Source organism: Rothia nasimurium (assembly GCF_928382285.1).
In the GTDB taxonomy this organism is placed as follows: Bacteria; Actinomycetota; Actinomycetes; order Actinomycetales; family Micrococcaceae; genus Rothia; species Rothia nasimurium_E.
The window spans coordinates 67540-85672 of sequence record NZ_CAKMSS010000003.1; the positions used below are offsets into that span (position 1 = coordinate 67540).

At 61.5% G+C, this 18133-nt stretch carries 9 protein-coding genes and 2 riboswitches; all 9 genes read right to left on the reverse strand.

Annotation, left to right across the window (positions count from 1 at the left end):
• Positions 1-18: 18 nt before the first annotated feature.
• The 9 genes from rpoB to L6758_RS04830 all read right to left on the reverse strand — a co-directional run bounded on the left by rpoB (position 19) and on the right by L6758_RS04830 (position 18068).
• The gene (gene rpoB / locus L6758_RS04790) at positions 19-3519 is read right to left on the reverse strand and encodes a DNA-directed RNA polymerase subunit beta (RefSeq protein ID WP_237185973.1); all 3501 of its coding nucleotides are present in this window, start codon (positions 3517-3519) and stop codon (positions 19-21) included.
• 282 nt (positions 3520-3801) lie between these two features.
• Positions 3802-5319, reverse strand: coding sequence for an L-serine ammonia-lyase (locus tag L6758_RS04795; RefSeq protein ID WP_272878568.1), 1518 nt, complete (start codon positions 5317-5319; stop codon positions 3802-3804).
• 126 nt (positions 5320-5445) lie between these two features.
• Positions 5446-6564: a glycine cleavage system aminomethyltransferase GcvT gene (gene gcvT, locus L6758_RS04800; protein ID WP_237204769.1), complete on the reverse strand. Its 1119-nt coding sequence runs from the start codon at positions 6562-6564 to the stop codon at positions 5446-5448.
• 20 nt (positions 6565-6584) lie between these two features.
• A complete protein-coding gene (gene gcvP / locus L6758_RS04805) occupies positions 6585-9428 on the reverse strand; it encodes an aminomethyl-transferring glycine dehydrogenase (RefSeq protein ID WP_237204768.1) in 2844 nt (947 codons plus the stop codon).
• Positions 9429-9485: 57 nt separating this feature from the next.
• Positions 9486-9598, reverse strand: a riboswitch (glycine riboswitch).
• Positions 9599-9712: riboswitch (glycine riboswitch) on the reverse strand.
• A 192-nt stretch (positions 9713-9904) separates the two neighbouring features.
• Entirely contained in the window at positions 9905-11125 is a 1221-nt protein-coding gene (locus L6758_RS04810) for an MFS transporter (RefSeq protein ID WP_237204767.1), read from the reverse strand.
• A 10-nt stretch (positions 11126-11135) separates the two neighbouring features.
• Positions 11136-11924, reverse strand: a complete 789-nt coding sequence (gene narI, locus L6758_RS04815) for a respiratory nitrate reductase subunit gamma (protein WP_237204766.1) — start codon at positions 11922-11924, stop codon at positions 11136-11138.
• Positions 11921-12709 (reverse strand): nitrate reductase molybdenum cofactor assembly chaperone, encoded by a 789-nt coding sequence (gene narJ, locus L6758_RS04820; protein ID WP_237204765.1) that lies wholly within the window; start codon positions 12707-12709, stop codon positions 11921-11923. The genes narI and narJ overlap by 4 nt, the downstream gene beginning before the upstream one ends.
• Positions 12710-12711: 2 nt before the next feature.
• On the reverse strand, positions 12712-14346 hold the full coding sequence (gene narH, locus L6758_RS04825) for a nitrate reductase subunit beta (protein ID WP_237194736.1): 1635 nt from the start codon (positions 14344-14346) through the stop codon (positions 12712-12714).
• Positions 14346-18068, reverse strand: coding sequence for a nitrate reductase subunit alpha (locus L6758_RS04830; RefSeq protein WP_237204764.1), 3723 nt, complete (start codon positions 18066-18068; stop codon positions 14346-14348). Before L6758_RS04830 ends, narH begins: the two co-directional genes overlap by 1 nt.
• Between the last annotated feature and the right edge of the window lie 65 nt (positions 18069-18133).

Consider the following 18133-nt stretch of genomic DNA (forward strand, 5'->3'; position numbering starts at 1 on the left):
TCGAACAGATGGGAGGGTTTAGACCTCTTCGACAGAGCTGGGCTCTGCGTGGGACAGGTCGATGCCCAGGTCATCTGCTGCTCGGAAGCCTTCGTCTTCTACATCGCGCATTTCGATGGTCTTACCGTCGGTTGAGAGAACCTCAACGTTCAGGCAGAGGGACTGCATTTCCTTGATCAAGACCTTGAAGGACTCGGGCACACCGGGTTCGGGGATGTTCTCGCCCTTGACGATGGCTTCGTAGACCTTCACGCGGCCGTGAACGTCGTCAGACTTGACGGTCAGGATTTCCTGCAGGGTGTAGGCGGCACCGTATGCTTCCAGTGCCCACACTTCCATTTCACCGAAGCGCTGGCCACCGAACTGGGCCTTACCGCCCAGGGGCTGCTGGGTGATCATGGAGTAGGGGCCGGTGGAGCGTGCGTGGATCTTGTCGTCAACCAGGTGGTGCAGCTTCAGGATGTACTGGTAGCCAACGGATACCGGCTCGGGGAAGGGCTCACCGGAGCGGCCATCGAGCAGGCGGGCCTTACCTGAGCGGTTGATCAGGCGGTCGCCGTCGCGGTTGGGGTTAGCGTGGTCCAGTAGCTCGAAGAGTTCCTCTTCGCCGGCACCGTCGAACACGGGGGTTGCGACGTTGGTGGGACCGGTTTCCTTGGGGAAGTTGTGGAGCTTGTCCAACCAGGCGGGGTTGCCTTCGATCTTCCAGCCCTGCTTGGCCAGCCAGCCGGTGTGAACTTCGAGTACCTGACCGATGTTCATACGACCGGGGACGCCCAGCGGGTTGAGGATGATGTCAACGGGGGTGCCGTCTTCCATGAAGGGCATGTCCTCGATGGGGAGGATCTTGGTAATAACACCCTTGTTACCGTGGCGGCCTGCCAGCTTATCGCCGACGGTGATCTTACGCTTCTGGGCAACGTAGACGCGAACCAGCTGGTTAACACCGCTGGGCAGGTCTTCGTCATCAGTTTCGCGGTCAAAGATACGGACGCCGATAACGGTACCGGACTCACCGTGGGGAACCTTGAGGGAGGTGTCGCGAACTTCGCGGGACTTCTCACCGAAGATGGCGCGCAGCAGGCGCTCTTCGGGGGTCAGTTCGGTTTCGCCCTTGGGGGTGACCTTACCAACCAGGATGTCGCCGGCCTCAACCTCGGCACCGATGTGGATGATGCCGCGCTCGTCGAGGGCTGAGAGCACCTCTTCGGAGACGTTGGGGATGTCGCGGGTAATCTCTTCAGCACCCAGCTTGGTGTCGCGGGCGTCGATTTCGTGCTCTTCAATGTGGATTGAGGTGAGCACGTCGTCGGAGATCATGCGCTGGGACAGGATGATACCGTCCTCGAAGTTGAAGCCTTCCCATGACATGTAAGCCACGAGCAGGTTCTTACCGAGTGCCAGCTCGCCCTTATCGGTGGAGGGACCGTCGGCAATCAGGCTACGCTCTTCAACGCGGTCGCCTACCTTGACCACAACGCGGTGGTTGTAGCAGTTACCGGGGTTGGAGCGCTGGAACTTGAGGATGGGGTAGGAGGTGGTGGTGCCATCGTCGTTACGAACGACTACCAGGTCAGCGGAGACCTCAGAGACCACACCGGCCTTCTTAGCAACGACGGAGTCACCGGAGTCAAGAGCCGCGTAGCGCTCCATACCGGTACCAACGACGGGTGCTTCTGATTCGAGCAGGGGAACGGCCTGACGCTGCATGTTAGCACCCATCAGTGCTCGGTTAGCGTCGTCGTGTTCCAGGTAGGGAATCAGGGCGGTTGCCACAGACACCATCTGGCGGGGGGAGACGTCCATGAACTCAATCTCAGAGGCGTCTACCAGCACAGCTTCGCCAGAACCGTCGCCCGCACGGCAGAGAACCTGCTCTTCGGCGAAGGTCATGTCTGCGTTCAGGGGCGCGTTAGCCTGAGCGATGGTGTTGCCCTTTTCGTCATCGGCGGTGAGGTACTTGACCTCGTCGGTGACCTGACCGTTCTTGACGATACGGTAAGGGGTCTCGATGAAACCGAAGGGGTTGATGCGGGCGTAGGTTGCCAGCGAGCCAATCAGACCGATGTTGGGGCCTTCAGGGGTTTCGATGGGGCACATACGGCCGTAGTGAGAGGGGTGCACGTCTCGCACTTCCATGCCTGCGCGGTCACGGGAGAGACCACCGGGGCCCAGAGCGGAGAGACGACGCTTGTGGGTCAGACCTGCCAGCGGGTTGTTCTGATCCATAAACTGGGAGAGCTGGGAGGTACCGAAGAATTCCTTGATGGAGGCAACCACGGGGCGTATGTTAATCAGAGTCTGAGGGGTGATGGCCTCGACGTCCTGGGTGGTCATACGCTCGCGAACGACGCGCTCCATGCGGGACAGACCGGTGCGAATCTGGTTCTCGATCAGTTCGCCCACGGCGCGAATGCGGCGGTTGCCGAAGTGGTCGATGTCGTCAACGTCAACGCGAATGTCGACTTCCTGGCCGTCGCGGATGCCCTTGATGCTGGTGCCACCTGCGTGCAGGGTGACCAGGTAGCGAATCATGGCTGCGATGTCGTCCTGGGACAGCACTGATGCTGAGGGGTCGTTGACGGGGGTGTCGATACCGAGCTTGCGGTTGACCTTGTAGCGGCCGACCTTTGCCAGGTCGTAGCGACGGGGGGTGAAGTACATGTTGTCCAGCAGGTTCTGGGCAGCATCAACCGTCGGGGGTTCGCCCGGGCGCAGCTTGCGGTAGATGTCAAGCAGGGCCTCTTCGCGGGTCTGGACGGTGTCCTTCTCGAGGGTGGCGCGAATGGAGTCAAATTCACCGAATTCAGCCAGAATCTTGGCTTCGCTCCAGCCCAGGGCCTTGAGCAGGGTGGTGACGGACTGCTTACGGCGGCGGTCCAGACGGACGCCTACCTGGTCACGCTTATCGATTTCGAGTTCGAACCAGGCACCGCGGGAGGGGATAATCTTCGCGGTGTAGATGTCCTTATCGGAGGTGCGGTCGGCGGTCTTTTCGAAGTAGGCACCGGGTGAGCGAACCAGCTGGGAAACAACGACACGCTCGGAGCCGTTGATCACGAAGGTGCCGGATTCGGTCATCAGGGGGAAGTCACCCATGAACACGGTCTGCTGCTTGATTTCGCCCGTGTTGTTGTTCATGAATTCGGCCTTGACGTACAGGGGAGCTGCGTAGGTCGCATCGCGATCCTTGCACTCTTCCATGGTGTACTTAGGGTCGGCGAATTCGGGATCGGAGAAGGACAGGGACATGGTGCCCTGGAAGTCTTCGATCGGGGAGATTTCTTCGAAGATGTCGGCAAGACCTGAGGTCTGGCTGACGGAGGTATCGCCGGTTTCTGCTGCTACAGCGGCTTTGGCTGCCCAGCGTTCGTTACCGACGAGCTGATCAAAGCTGTCGAGCTGGAGCGCGAGCAGGTTAGGTACCTGCAGGGGCTCAGCAATTTTTGCGAATGAGATTCGGCGCTGCGAACCTACGCCGTTAGCGGCTTCAGTGTTAGAGGTGCTCGAGGCGACCAAGATTGGATCCTTCCACAGACATGTCTGTTCGTACCCGCTCCCCCACCAGGGGCGGTACGCTCAAGGACCCGCTGAAGAGACAAACTAGCCTGTCATAGCACCTGTGCCGTGCTGGGTAGTGGCTAGATTGATGTTCGAGGGTACTGGGGCGTACTTAAAACCTGTTACAACCTGCCCACCGCTATATGAAGGCACAGAAGATTAGGGAAGCGCAAATATTCATGCTACAGCAAAATATTTGCGCTGTCTATACCCAATCTCCGCTCTTTTTGCAAACTCCGATTAGCACTCCACCACATTGACGGCCAGGCCACCCATGGAGGTTTCCTTGTAGCGGTGCGACATATCTTCACCGGTCTGGCGCATGGTTTCGATGACCTGATCCAGAGAGACTCGGTGCTGACCGTCCCCTCGCAGGGCCATCTTGGCCGCGGTCACCGCGTTGGAGGCCGCCATGGCGTTACGCTCAATGCAGGGTATCTGCACCAGACCCCCCACGGGGTCGCAGGTCAGCCCCAGATTGTGCTCCATAGCGATTTCGGCGGCATTTTCTACCTGCTCGTTGGTGCCGCCCATAACCTGGGCCAGGCCCGCAGCCGCCATAGATGAGGCAGTGCCGACCTCACCCTGACAGCCTACTTCAGCGCCAGAGATTGAAGCCCGCTTCTTGTAGAGGGCACCGATGGAGGCAGCCGCTAAGAAGAAGTCAACGACAGCATCATCAATAACCTTTTGACCGCGGTGACGCACCGAGGGCACGTAGTTGAGGGCGTAGTGCAGCACAGCCGGGATAATACCTGAGGCCCCATTGGTGGGGGCGGTGACGATACGGCCACCAAAGGCGTTTTCCTCGTTGACGGCCAGGGCGATGAGGTTAACCCAGTCAATAGCAAACTCGGGTGACTTCTTAGGGTCTTCTGCCAGCAGGTCGCGGTGCCACTGGCCAGCACGGCAGCGCACTTTGAGCGGGCCAGGCAGGTAACCCATTCGTTCCAGAGACGAGCCAATACATTCCTTCATGACCTGCCGAATATGCAAAATTCCGGCACGTACTTCGCTCTCGCTGCGCTCGGTCTTCTCGTTTTCCATCTTGAGCTGGGCGATGGACAGGCCCGCACTATTGGCCATATCAAGGAGCTCTTCGCCCGACCCGAAGGGATAGGGAGCCTTAGATAGCCCGGTGGAACCCGATGATTCTTCGTTTTCTTCAACGATGAACCCGCCGCCGATGGAGAAGTAGGTGCGCTCTAACAGCAGGCCCTCCCCCGCGTAGGCGGTGACCTTGATGCCGTTGGTGTGGCGGGGAAGTACGGTGAGCGGACGCAGGGTGATATCGGCTTCCCTGTAGGCCAGGACGGGCCCGCTCACCTTGGTTGCCTCTGGGCCGGGGGCACCGGACTCGAAGGCTGCCGAGGGGTAGCCTGCCAGGGGCAGGGTACCGTCCACCTGGTTGCGGTCCATGAGGGCCTCGGCGGCAGCAATATCGATGGTTTCGGGCACGAAACCAGCCAGCCCCTTAATGGCTGCGCTCATGGTGCCGTGCCCGGCGCCGGTAGCAGCCAGGGAGCCGTAGAGGTCGATGTGAACCCGGGTGACGTCCTTGAGCGTGCCAGCATCAATCAGTTCAGCGATGAACCGGTTGGTGGCTCGCATGGGACCCACGGTATGGGAGCTAGAAGGGCCAATACCGATGGAGAACATCTCGAAGACGGAAATGTCGTAGTCCAGGGCTTCGGCTTTGGTTTGTGCTTCTGAGTGGGGTGGTTCAGAAAGATAATCGGGGGTGGCTGTTAGCTCCATAGGTGATGCTCCTTTGGGGTGTCAAGGGTTCCTAGGTCAGAAAGAACCCTGTGCTACCAACCGGCTTCCGACCGATCGTGGCGGGGTAACGGTAGCACAGGGTTCTGATCGAGATGCGCTCGTGGCCTACTTCTCGCGCTTGTAGAAAGGCAGCTCTACAATATCGAAGGGGGCAACCTTACCACGGATATCAACATTGACAGTCTCACCTACGGTGGCGTGCTCGGTTGCCAGTAGGGCCATAGCCACAGGGTAGCCCAGAGTGGGTGAGGGAATACCTGAGGTAATCTCACCAATCTCGGTGCCGCTCTCATCGACCAGCTTGGAGCCCGCGCGGCCGGGGCGCTTGCCCTGGGCCTTGAGGCCCGCCAGAGAACGAGCCGGGGTCTGCTCGGAGAGCTGAACCAGGGCGTCCTTACCCACGAAGTCGGCGGTCTTCTTCGTCAGGGCAATCTCAACCAGCTTGCCCATGCCGGACTCGAAGGGGGTGATATCCCGGCCCAGTTCGTGGCCGTAGAGGGGCATACCGGCTTCGAGGCGCAGGGAGTCGCGGGCGGCCAGCCCGGCAGGGATTGCCCCGTGCTTCTCACCGCGTTCAGAGGCCAGGGCCCAGAGCTGGGCAGCGTCCTCATTCGCGACGTAGATTTCAAAGCCGTCCTCACCGGTGTAGCCGGTGCGGGCCAGCAGGGCCTCGATGTTGCCGAAGCGAATCGGGGCAGCTGCGTAGTAGCCCATGGAGGTGATGGTCTCGGCGTCAGAGGGGTCCATCTCCAGCAGGATGGCTTCTGAGGCCGGGCCCTGAACAGCGACCAGGGAGGTCGCTTCAGTCTCATTGACCAGCTGCACATCGAAGCCCTCGGTACGGGCGCTCATAGCCTCGTAGTCAGCAGCAACATTGGCTGCGTTGGGAATAACCAGGAACTCTTCCTCGCCCAGGCGGTAGGTAATCAGGTCGTCGATAACGCCGCCGTCCTCGGCCAACAGCAGGGAGTACTTGGCCTTGCCCACCTTGAGAATGGACATGTTAGAGAGCAGGGCATAGTCCAGGAATGCGCCGGCATCGGGGCCGGTGACCCGGAATTCACCCATGTGGGAGAGGTCGAAAAGGCCAGCTGCTGATCGAACAGCCTTGTGCTCTTCAACGTCGTTGGTGTACTTGAGGGGCATGTCCCAGCCGCCAAAGTCGGTGAAGGCGGCACCCAGGTCAGCGTGGACCTGGTAGAGGGCAGTTTTCTGGGGTGACATAGGGGTAAACCTTTCTAGCCTTAAGCGCTGTGGACTTCGATGTCGAAGGCTTCCATGGGCGGGCATTCGCAGACAAAGTTACGGTCGCCGCCGGCACCGTCGATGCGGCCAACGGGGGTGAAGTACTTATTCAGGCGCAGCTCGTGCACGGGGTAGGCGGCCTGCGAACGGGGGTAGGGGCGGGTCCATTCGTCGGCGGTGACAACCTCGGCGGTGTGCGGGGCGTTGCGCAGCACAGACTCCTCGGCGCTGACCTTACCGTCGATGACTTCCTGAATCTCAGCGTGGATCTGGGTCATGGCCTCAATGAAGCGATCCAGCTCAGCTAAGGACTCTGATTCGGTGGGCTCGACCATGAGGGTGCCGGGCACGGGGAAGGCCAGGGTGGGGGCGTGGAAGCCGTAGTCCATGAGGCGCTTGCAGACGTCCTCGGCAGTGATGCCGGACGCGGCGGTCAGCTCGCGCAGATCTAGGATGCACTCGTGGGCCACCAGGCCGGTCTCACCCGCGTAGAGCACGGGGTACAGGGAGCCCAGCTTCTTGGCGATGTAGTTGGCCGAGAGAATGGCGGTTTCGGAAGAAGCTCGCAGGCCCTCAGCGCCGGTCATGGCGATGTACATCCAGGAGATGGGGAGCACACCGGCTGAACCAAACATAGCCTGGGAGATGGGCAGGGGCGCATCTACCAGCTTGCCTTCGGCATCCGCTTCAAAGCCGTTACCGGGCAGGTACTTCTCAAGGTGGGCACCGACAGCAACAGGGCCGACGCCGGGGCCACCACCGCCGTGGGGGATGGCGAAGGTCTTGTGCAGGTTCAGGTGGGAGACGTCGCCACCGAACTTGCCGGGCTGGGCCAGACCCATCTGGGCGTTGAGGTTGGCGCCGTCTACGTAAACCTGGCCACCGGCGTCATGCACCAGCTGGCAGACCTCAACAACCTGCTCCTCAAAGACACCGTGGGTGGAGGGGTAGGTGATCATGATGCCGGCGATGGTGTCACCGTACTTTTCGATCTTGGCCTTGAGGTCTTCAACATCGATGGAGCCGTCGGGGGCGGTTGCCACACCGGCGACGGACAAACCTGCCAGGGCGGCGGAGGCGGCGTTGGTGCCGTGGGCGCTCATGGGGATCAGGACGACGGTGCGCTGGGTATCGCCGTTAGCCTCGTGGTAGGCGCGGATAGCACGCAGGCCAGCGTACTCGCCGGACGCACCGGAGTTGGGCTGCAGGGAGATAGCGTCGTAGCCGGTAATTTCCACCAGCCAGGCTGAGAGCTCATCAATCAGGGCCTTCCAGCCGGCAGCCTGGTCGGCAGGCACGTTGGGGTGGATGGAGGCGAACTCGGGCCAGGAGATGGGTTCCATCTCGGCTGCTGCGTTCAGCTTCATGGTGCAAGAGCCCAGGGGAATCATGGTGCGGTCCAGGGCCAGGTCCTTGTCTGAGAGGGAGCGCAGGTAGCGCATCATGGAGGTCTCAGAGCGGTAGAGGTGGAAGACCGGGTGGGTCATGTAGTCGTCGGTGCGTAGCAGAGCCTCGGGCAGCTCGTAGGCATCGGTCTCCCCCAGTTCACCGCCCAGGGCAGCTGCCAGGGCTTCCAGGACCTCATCGGTGTGGGACTCGCCCACGGAGATGGAGATACGATCTGCTGAGATTTTACGGACGTTGATACCGGCGTCCAGGGCCTTGGCGACCAGCTCGTCGGCGCGTCCTTCGGCCTCGAAGGCAACGGTGTCGAAGAAGGTCTCGTGGACCAGCTTCAGGCCGGCAGCGGTACCAGCGGCGGCGATACGGGCGGCATTATCGTGCAGGCGGTTAGCGATAGCCCGCAGGCCCTCAGGGCCGTGGTAGACGGCGTAGGCACCGGCGGCGATAGCCAGCAGGGCCTGGGCGGTACAAATGTTTGAGGTGGCCTTTTCGCGGCGGATATGCTGCTCGCGGGTCTGCAGGGCCAGGCGGTAGGCGGGCTTGCCGAAGGCGTCCTGGGAAACACCCACCAGACGGCCGGGCAGGTTACGTTCCATGCCCTTAGAGACAGCCATGAAAGCTGCATGCGGGCCGCCGTACCAGAAGGGCAGGCCAAAGCGCTGGGAGGAGCCAACAGCGATGTCAGCGCCCTGGTGGCCGGGGGCAGTCAGCAGGGTCTGGGCCAGCAGATCAGCAATGACGGTGACCAGGGCGCCGCGGTCCTTGGCAGCCTTGATGAGCGGCTCAATGTCGCGCACTTCGCCATCGTGGCCGGGGTTGGAGATAATGACGCCGTAAAGGTCGCCCTCGGGCAGGCCATCGGCAAAGTCGGTAATCACAAAAGGAATGCCCAGGGCTTCAGCGCGGCCGCGGACAACCGAGAGGGTCTGGGGCAGGGCACGGGAGTCAATAGCGAAGAAGCCGTTCTTGACCTTGCGGTTGGCCCGGTGCATCATGACGGCGGCCTCAGCGACGGCGGTTGCCTCATCGAGCAGGGAGGCGTTAGCGATGGGCAGGCCGGTCAGTTCCATCACGGTGTTCTGGAAGTTTAGTAGTGCTTCGAGACGACCCTGGGAGATTTCGGGCTGATAGGGGGTGTAGGAGGTGTACCAGCCCGGGTTTTCAAGAATATTGCGGCGAATCACAGCCGGGGTAATGGCATCGTAGTAGCCGGCACCGATCATCTGGTGCTTGACCTGGTTGAGGGCGGCGTAGGAGGCAATCTTGTTCTGGGCCTCAAGCTCGGTCAGGGGGGCGGGCAGGTTGAGGTCGCCCTCTAGACGAATATTGGAAGGGATGACCTCGTTGATGAGGGCGCCAAGGCTGTCATAGCCCAGCACCGAGAGCATGGTTTCTTGGTCGTTTGAGCGGGGGCCAAGGTGGCGGTCGATAAATGACATGGTGACTCTCCAGGGGTAGAGGGTAAACCTGCCCACAGGGGTGCCCTGTGGTGGTGCCCTCCCCGCTCTGTTAAAACCTGAGAGTTTTGGTTCGCAGCTACCCATCACGCTTGGTAGCGGGCGCGAATTTTGCCCCTTCGGTGGGGGTTTGACGCCCCTCTCCAGAGTTGCCTAACTGAGCGGTACATGTGCCTGAGAGTTTCCCGGGGAGGGTTTGCTCCTTCGGCGCCGGTGCCCGTGGTCCCTCAACCTCGAGCATGTACGGTCTCTCCCGCACCAGTTGTAACGGCGTTTTAGTTGTAACAACCCTTATTGTGCCACACCTTACACCCAAAGCACCACATGAGGGACTTTTGGGGTGGAGAAGTCGATTTTACGGGGGGGCGGACGCAACCGCGCCCCGCCCCTGCCCAAAGGCAGGAAAGCGGGGCGCGGGCGTCCGGAAATCTCCCTGAACGGGGAGTGCCAAGCCGAGCTTAGGCGGCGCGGGCAGGCTTCTTATCTGAAGCCATCCAGAGGGAAACCACAATGGAGATGACGCAGGTCGCGCCAAGGGCCAGAACGCCCCAGAAGTAGTTGCCGAAAGCGGTGTAGGCAGCGCCCATAATCAGGGGCGGGAAGTAGCCGCCCAGACCACCGGCTGCCGAGACCAGGCCCGATACGGTGCCGGTGTCCTGCGGGCGAACGACCTTGCCCAGCCAGCCGTAGATGGTGCCGGTACCGAAACCCACGAAGAGGGCCATGACCACGTGAAGCAGGGTGTTCACAGCGGTGCTCTCGGGCTCGAAGGCGATGCAGACAGCCAGCACGGTCATAGCAACAAAAACGATGAGGGTGGTGAGCTTGCCGCCGAACTTATCGGCTGCGACGCCGCCGAAGGGGCGAGCCAGCACGGCACAGGCTGCGAACATGGCAGCGAAGGTACCACCGGCAACGGCCTCATAGCCGTAAATGTTCTGCATGTAGGTTGACAGGAAGTTGGAGAAAGCCACGAAGGCACCGAAAACCACGGCGTAGATGAAGCAGAGCTGCCAGGTCACCAGTTTCTTGGACACCGCCAGAATCTTGGGCAGAACAGGCTCGGGGGTACGGGCCTTCATGACGGGTGAGTCACGGATGAAGAGCCAGACAATGACGGCGTAGGTCAGGGCTGCGCAGCTCATAATGACGTGGGTGGGAAAGTAGCCAAAAGCAGCCAGCATACGGGGGTTGAAGAAGGCGGCGCAGGCGGTACCAACCATGCCCATGCCGAAAATACCGGTGGCTAGGCCCTTGCGGTGGGGCTCAAACCAGGCAGCGGCAAAGGGAATACCCACCGCGAAGATGGAGCCACCAATACCCAGGAAGAAGGCTGCCACCAGCAGCAGGGAGAAGTTACCCATCTGCCCCACCAGGCCGGTAACGAGCACCATGGACCCGGTAAGGGTCAGCATGATGGTGAACATAATGCGCCCACCGAAGCGGTCGGTCAGTGCACCCACCGGAATACGGGCAAGGGACCCAACGATCACCGGGGTAGCAATGAGCAGGGATCGCTGCCCCTCGGTCAGGCCGTAGGTTTCGGTGTAGTACTTGGCCAGGGGGCCAATCATGGTCCAGCCCCAGAAGCCAATCATGGAGGCCAGGGCCGCCATAATGACGTACTTGAACTGGCCAGCAAGCTGCGGATCTTTCGCAGGCGCTGCTGTAGTAGACATGGTGTTTTCCTTAGTGGTGGTGGTGCTGGCGCTCGACTGTGCGGGCGTCCTTATTCACGGAATCTGCGGTGCCGACCGGTGACCAGCCGCGGGCGTGGTTGCGCTTGCCGCGGGAGCGGTAGACGATGTAGGGCCGGAAGATATAGTGCAGGGGTGCGGTGAAGGCGTGCACCAGGCGGGTGAAGGGCCAGAGGCAGAAGAGAATCATGGCCACAATCACGTGGATGTGGAAGGAGGTGGTAGCGCTGGCCATGGCCTCGACGTTGGGCTGGAAGTAGAAGAGGGAGCGGAACCAGACCGAGACGGTTTCACGGTAGTTGTGTTCGCCTTCGATTTCCATGGCGTTGAAGAGGGTGGCAACTGAGCCAAGGACGATGGCGCTGGTCAGGGCTACATACATCATCTTGTCGTTCCAGGTGGTGGCGCGGAAGACGGTGGCCGAGGTGCGGCGGCGGTAAATCATGGCGAAGAGGCCGATCAGGGTAGCAACCGCTGCAATGGAGCCCAGCACCAGGGCGTTGATGTGGTAGAAGTGCTCGGAGATGCCAACCGCGTCAGTCCAGGACTTGGGGATTACCAGACCCACGATGTGGCCCACGAGCACGACCAGGATGCCGTAGTGGAACATGGGGGAGGCAATCCGCAGCAGCTTGGACTCGTACATCTGGGAGGAGCGGGTGGTCCAGCCAAACTGGTCGGTCTTGTAGCGCCAGAGAGTACCGCCGATGACGATGGCGAGGGTGATGTAGGGGAAGATGCCCCAGAGGAAGAAGTCGAGGGCGTTAACTGTGCCGGTCACAGGGTGGCTCCGTTCTTATGGTCGGCACCGATGGTGGCGCCGGGTGTCTGTTCGTGGGGCAGCAAAAGGGGTAGCAGGCGGGGGTCGCCGGGGGCCAGGGCCAGGCCGACAGCTTCTGCGGGCGGGCCTGCGGTGACCAGTTTTTGCACGTCCGCCTGAGTTTCTGGGGAAACTCCGGGCAGGGTCTGGCAGACCGCCTCAATCAGCTCATAGTAGGGCAGGTTGTCATCGCGCAGGGCCAGGCGAAGAAGTTCCAGAGAGGGCCGGTAGGCCTGAAGCGCTGCCCGTCCGGCCCGGGCGTCCACCAGGGCGGTGAACTCGAGAACCATGGGCAGGTAGTCCGGCAGTTCCCCGTGCAGGGTAGTGACCATGCCGGAGTCGCGGTACATCTGCTTGAAACGGGCCAGGGCCTCGCCGCGGCGGCGGGTGTCTCCCTCGGTCCAGTAGGACAGGTGGAAAGCGTGGCGACGCGACAGGTCGTATTCCTGCACATATTCAGCCTGCATGGCGTCAAGCTCGGTTGCCTCGTACCAGGTCTTGATGCGGGCTACACCGCGCATTAAGTAGTCATTGCCGGTTTCTTGGGCAAGCGCAGTGAGTTCGGGCAGCAGGGCGCGGGTTTCTTCGCTGGGGTAGCGCATGAGGACGCTGGTGAGCTGGTAGACCACGGCGTCGGTGGGGTGCCCGCTCCCCCAGTCCATGTCGAAGGGGTCGCCCGAGGGCGGGGTGGGTGGTTCCACCTCCGCCGCGTTGCGTTTGAGGAGTTTGGAGAAGAATCCTGCCACGGCTAGACCTTCTTGCTTCCGGAAGTATCGGGGAATAGGGAGTCGGGGCGGGTTTTGCCGTCCCACATGAAGATATCGACCTTGCCGTCGGCGCGGGCGGCGTTAGCGTAGGAACCTGCGGAGACAGGCACGGGGCGATCGCCGGGGTCGGTGAAGGCTCCGTCGTAGAGCATGCCGGGGCCGCCGTCGGTGTCGAGGGAGCAGCCGATTTCTTCGAGGTTGTGGGCGTCCTCCAGGTGGGCCGGAGGAATGACGTAGCGTTCTTCGTACTTGGAGATAGCCATGAGGCGGTACATCTCGTACATTTCTGCGCCGGTCATGCCGACTTCGTGGGCGATCTCTTCGTTGCCGACGCCGCCGAGGGTAATGTCTCGCATGTAGGCGCGCATGGCGGCTAGCTTTTTGAGCACATTGACCACGATGGTGGTGTCACCTGCGGTGAAGAGCTCGGCAAGGTATTCGACGGGGATACGCAGGGAGTCGATGGCTCCGAAGAGGTTGGCCTGGGACTCTGCGTCGTGGCCCTGTTCCTTGAGCAGGTCGATGATGGGTGAGAGCGGCGGTACGTACCAGACCATGGGCATGGTGCGGTATTCGGGGTGCAGGGGAAGGGCGATCTTCCACTCCTTGGCCAGCTTGTAGACCGGTGACTTCTGGGCTGCTGTAATCCAGGAGTCGGGGATGCCCTGCTTGGTTGCCTCACGAATGACCTCGGGGTCAAAGGGGTCAAGCATGATGTCGAGCTGGGCCTGGTAGAGCTGCTTTTCATCGGGTACAGAGGCGGCTTCGGTCACGCGGTCGGCGTCGTAGAGGAAGATACCGATGTAGCGCATGCGGCCCACGCAGGTTTCGGCGCAGACGGTAGGAATACCGTGCTCGATGCGGGGGTAGCAGAAGGTACATTTTTCGGCCTTGCCGCTCTTGTGGTTGAAGTAAATCTTCTTGTAGGGGCAGCCGGTGATGCACTGGCGCCAGCCGCGGCACTGATTCTGGTCGACCAGCACGATGCCGTCCTCTTCGCGCTTGTAGATAGCGCCGGAGGGGCAGGATGCCATGCAGGAGGGGTTGAGGCAGTGCTCGCAGATACGGGGCAGGTAGAACATGAAGGTGCGTTCGAACTCGAACTTTATCTTCTCTTCTGACTGCTGACGCACCTTTTCAACCAGAGGGTCCAGGTGGCCGGACTCGTGGGCACCGCCCAGGTTGTCGTCCCAGTTGGGGCCCCATTCGATGGAGGTGTCCTCACCGGTAATCAGAGATTTAGGACGCGCGGTGGGAAAGTCATCGCCTAGGGGCGCGTTGGTGAGGTTCTCGTAGTCGTAGGTCCAGGGTTCGTAGTAGTCCGAGAGTTCGGGCTGAACCGGGGAGGCGAAGAGGGTAAAGAGTTTCTTGAAGCGGTTACCGCTCTTGAGCTCCAGGCGTCCGCGCTTGTTCAGCACCCAGCCGCCCTTCCACTTTTCCTGGTCTTCGTAGCGGCGGGGGTAGCCCTGGCCGGGGCGGGTCTCGACGTTGTTGAACCAGACGTATTCGGTACCGGCTCGGTTGGTCCAGGCCTGCTTACAGGTGACGGAGCAGGTGTGGCAGCCCAGGCACTTGTCGAGGGCCATGATCATTGAAACTTGTGCCATGACGCGCATTAGTAGGTTACCTCCTGCTTGCGGCGGCGAATTCTTGAAACGATATCTCGCTGGTTACCGGTGGGTCCCAGGTAGTTGAAGGCGTAGGCCTGGTGGGCGTAGCCACCGATCAGGTGGGTGGGTTTGACCATGATGCGGGTGACGGAGTTGTGAATGCCGCCTCGCTTGCCCGAGACCTCTGACTTAGGAATGTTGACCAGGCGCTCCTGGGCGTGGTGCACGTAGACCACACCTTCGGGCATACGGTGGGAGACCACCGCGCGACCCACGAAGACGCCGTTGGCGTTCTCACACTCAATCCAGTCGTGGTCCTTGACCCCGATTTTGGCAGCGTCCTGAGGGCTCATCCAGGCATGGGTGCCACCGCGGGAGAGGGTCTGCATGTAGAGGTTGTCGTGGTAGGAGGAGTGGATAGCCCACTTGTTGTGCACCGTCACGTAGCGTACAGCTACCGACAGGTCGCCGGTCTCACCAATTTCAGGTTCACCGAAGAGGTTGTGCATATCCAGCGGCGGGCGGTAGACCGGCAGCTGCTCGCCCATCTCGCTCATCCAGTCGTGGTCTAGGAAGAAGTGCATACGACCGGTGAGGGTGTGGAAGGGCTTGAGCTGTTCGATGTTGAGGGTGAAGGGGGCGTAGCGGCGTCCACCGGTCTCTGAGCCTGACCATTCCGGTGAGGTAAAGACGGGGCAGGGCCGGTCCTGGGTATCGCGGAACTTAATGCGCTTTTCTTCGTTACCCTCAGCAAGGTGGTGCATCTTTTTGCCCACCCGCTTTTCCAAGGCCTTGAAGCCCTTGAGGGCCACGGGGCCGTTGGAGGTACCCGAAAGAGCCAGGATGGTGTCGGCCAGTTTGATATCGGTGTCGAGAGCCGGCAGGCCAGCGCCCTTACCGCTACCCATGACGCCGTGTTCCTCAGCCAGCTGGGCCAGCTGCTCGTTGACGTCCACGGTCACAAACTTGGTGGTGGTTCCCAGCTTGGAGAGCAGGGGGCCGACCGAGGTGTACATGTCGTAGATAGCCGGGTAGTCGCGCTCCACCACGGTGAAGATGGGCATGTTCTTGCCCGGAATGCCCTTGATGCCCTGGTTCTTCCAGTCAGGTGCATGGCCGCCGGGCTGGGCCAGCTGACCGGGGGTATCGTGCTGCAGGGGCACGGATACCAGGTCGCTGCGCTTGCCCAGATGCTTGGCTGCCCACTTGGAGAACAGGTAGGCCAGTTCCTTGAAGACCTGGTGGTCGGTCTTGGTCTCCCAGGGCGGGTTAATGGCCGGGGAGAAGGCGTGAATGTAGGGGTGCATGTCGGTGGAAGAGATATCGTGCTTCTCATACCAGGTAGCGGCGGGGAAGACGATGTCCGACAGCAGGGTTGAGGACGTCATGCGATAGTCGGTGGTCACCAGCAGGTCCAGCTTGCCTTCGGGCGCATTCTGGGCCCACTTGACCTCGGCGGGCTTGAAATCCTCGGCGTCCTTACCCATGACCGAGTTGTGGGTGCCCAGCAGGTGCTTGAGGAAGTATTCCTCGCCCTTGGCGGACGAGCCCAGCAGGTTGTTGCGCCACAGCACCAGGGTGCGGGGCCAGTTGACCGGGTTATCGACGTCCTCCACCGAGAAGTCCAGGTCGCCAGAGTTAAGGCGCTGGGCAACGTAGTCTGCCGGGGACTCTGCGGTGCCTGCGGCAACCGCTGCGGCACCGGCGTCCGCCAGGTCCAGGGAGTTCTCGGGGAACTGGGGGTAGAAGGGCATCCAGCCCATGCGTACGGAGCGGGCTAGGACGTCCGCGGTGTGAACCCCGCGCAAATCCCCCTTGGCTAGGGGTGACTGCAGGGAGTCGGTGGTACGTCCGTCGGAGCGGAACTGGTCGGTGTGCATGTACCAGAAGGCGGTGCCTGCCTGGGTACGCGGCGGGCGAATCCAGTCCAGGGCGTTGGCCATGTGGGACCAGCCGGTGATGGGGCGAGCCTTTTCCTGGCCGACGTAGTGGGCCCAGCCGCCGCCGTTGCGGCCTTCAGCGCCGCACATCATGAGCAGGGCTAGAATCGCGCGGTAGGTGGTGTCACCGTGGTACCACTGGCAGATACCGGCACCCATGATAATCATGGTGCGGCCACCCGAATCGATGGAGTTCTGGGCGAATTCGCGGGCGGTGCGAATCACAGCATCGGCGGGTACGGAGGTAATGGCTTCCTGCCAGGCCGGGGTGTACTGGGTGTCGGCGTCCTCAAACCCGGTGGCCCAGGTACCGGGTAGACCGGGGCGGCCAATGCCGTACTGAGCCAGCATAAGGTCAAAGACGGTGGTGACAGTCTTGCCCTCGACGGTGATGGTGGGTACGCCACGGGTAATAATCTTGCCGCGGCCCGAGGGCTCGTCGAAGGCGGGCATCTGGATCTCGACGGCGCGCTCGGCGCCGGTCGGCAGATCAAGGATGGACAGGGCGGGCTTGACCCCCTGTAAGTCCAGGTTCCACTTGCCTTCGTCCTCTGCGTTGTAGCGGTAACCCAGTGAACCGTTGGGTACCACAACCTCACCGGTTTCGCGGTTGAGCAGGGCGGTCTTGAAGGACGCATCGGGCACCTGGGCGTGCTCGGCAAGGTTGGCGGCGGTGAGGAACTTAGCCGGAACCGTCACCCCGTCCTCGCGGGTCTCTAGGGTGACCAGGAAGGGGAAGTCGGTGTAGGTGCTCACGTAGTTCTCGAAGAACTCAACGCGGCGGTCGACAAAGTTCTCCTTGAGGATCACGTGCCCCATAGCCATAGCAAGGGCGGCGTCGGTGCCAGCCTGGGCGGGTAGCCACTCGTCGGCGAACTTGGTGTTATCGGCGTAGTCGGGCGAGACGGAGACAACCTTGGTGCCGCGGTAGCGTACCTCGGCCATCCAGTGGGCGTCGGGGGTGCGGGTGACCGGGATGTTGGAGCCCCACATCATCAGGTAGGTGGCATCCCACCAGTCACCGGATTCACGCACGTCGGTCTGGTCGCCGAAGACCTGGGGTGAGGCCACCGGCAGGTCGGCGTACCAGTCGTAGAAGGAGGTCATCACGCCGCCGATGAGCTCGATGTAGCGAGCACCCGAAGCGTGGGAGACCATGGACTTGGCAGGAATGGGCGAGAAGCCGATGTTGCGGTCGGGCCCGTAGGTCTTGATGGTGTGAATCTGGGCTGCGACCACCATTTCCAGGGCTTCTGCCCAGGAGCCGCGTACCAGGCCGCCCTTACCGCGGGCGCTCAGGTAGCGGGAACGCTTTTCGGGGTCAGAGACAATCGAGGCCCAGGCTTCGACGGGGTCGCCCAGGCGGGCACGGGCTTCGCGGTACATCTCCAGCAACACACCGCGGATGTAGGGGTACTTCACGCGGGTGGGTGAGTAGGTGTACCAGGAGAAGGCAGCGCCGCGGGGGCAGCCGCGGGGTTCGTATTCGGGGCGGTCGGGGCCGACGGTGGGATAGTCAGTGGCCTGAGCCTCCCAGGTGATCACGCCGTCTTTGACGAAGACCTGCCAGGAGCAGGAGCCGGTGCAGTTAACGCCGTGGGTGGAGCGGACGACCTTGTCATGGCTCCAGCGGTTGCGGTAGAAAACATCGCCTGCGCGACCACCCTTGAGGAAGGCTGCGCGGCCGTCGTCGGTTTCGTCCCACTTGGTGAAGAATTTGCCAAATTTGATGAGCTTGTCAGTGAGCGGCCCGTCGGGCCCAGGTGTGTGTGATGCCTGCTGTGTCATGGGCACCAGTTTACCCAATAATTCGCACAATAAATACCGAATAAAAATCTTCGCTAATTAAGCAT

Excerpts from the sequence above, each read along its gene's own strand:
- L6758_RS04795 (WP_272878568.1), bottom strand. The coding sequence starts at position 5,319 with ATGGAGCTAACAGCCACCCCCGATTATCTTTCTGAACCACCCCACTCA.
- gcvT (WP_237204769.1), bottom strand. The coding sequence starts at position 6,564 with ATGTCACCCCAGAAAACTGCCCTCTACCAGGTCCACGCTGACCTGGGT.
- gcvP (WP_237204768.1), bottom strand. The coding sequence starts at position 9,428 with ATGTCATTTATCGACCGCCACCTTGGCCCCCGCTCAAACGACCAAGAA.
- L6758_RS04810 (WP_237204767.1), bottom strand. The coding sequence starts at position 11,125 with ATGTCTACTACAGCAGCGCCTGCGAAAGATCCGCAGCTTGCTGGCCAG.
- narH (WP_237194736.1), bottom strand. The coding sequence starts at position 14,346 with ATGCGCGTCATGGCACAAGTTTCAATGATCATGGCCCTCGACAAGTGC.
- L6758_RS04830 (WP_237204764.1), bottom strand. The coding sequence starts at position 18,068 with ATGACACAGCAGGCATCACACACACCTGGGCCCGACGGGCCGCTCACT.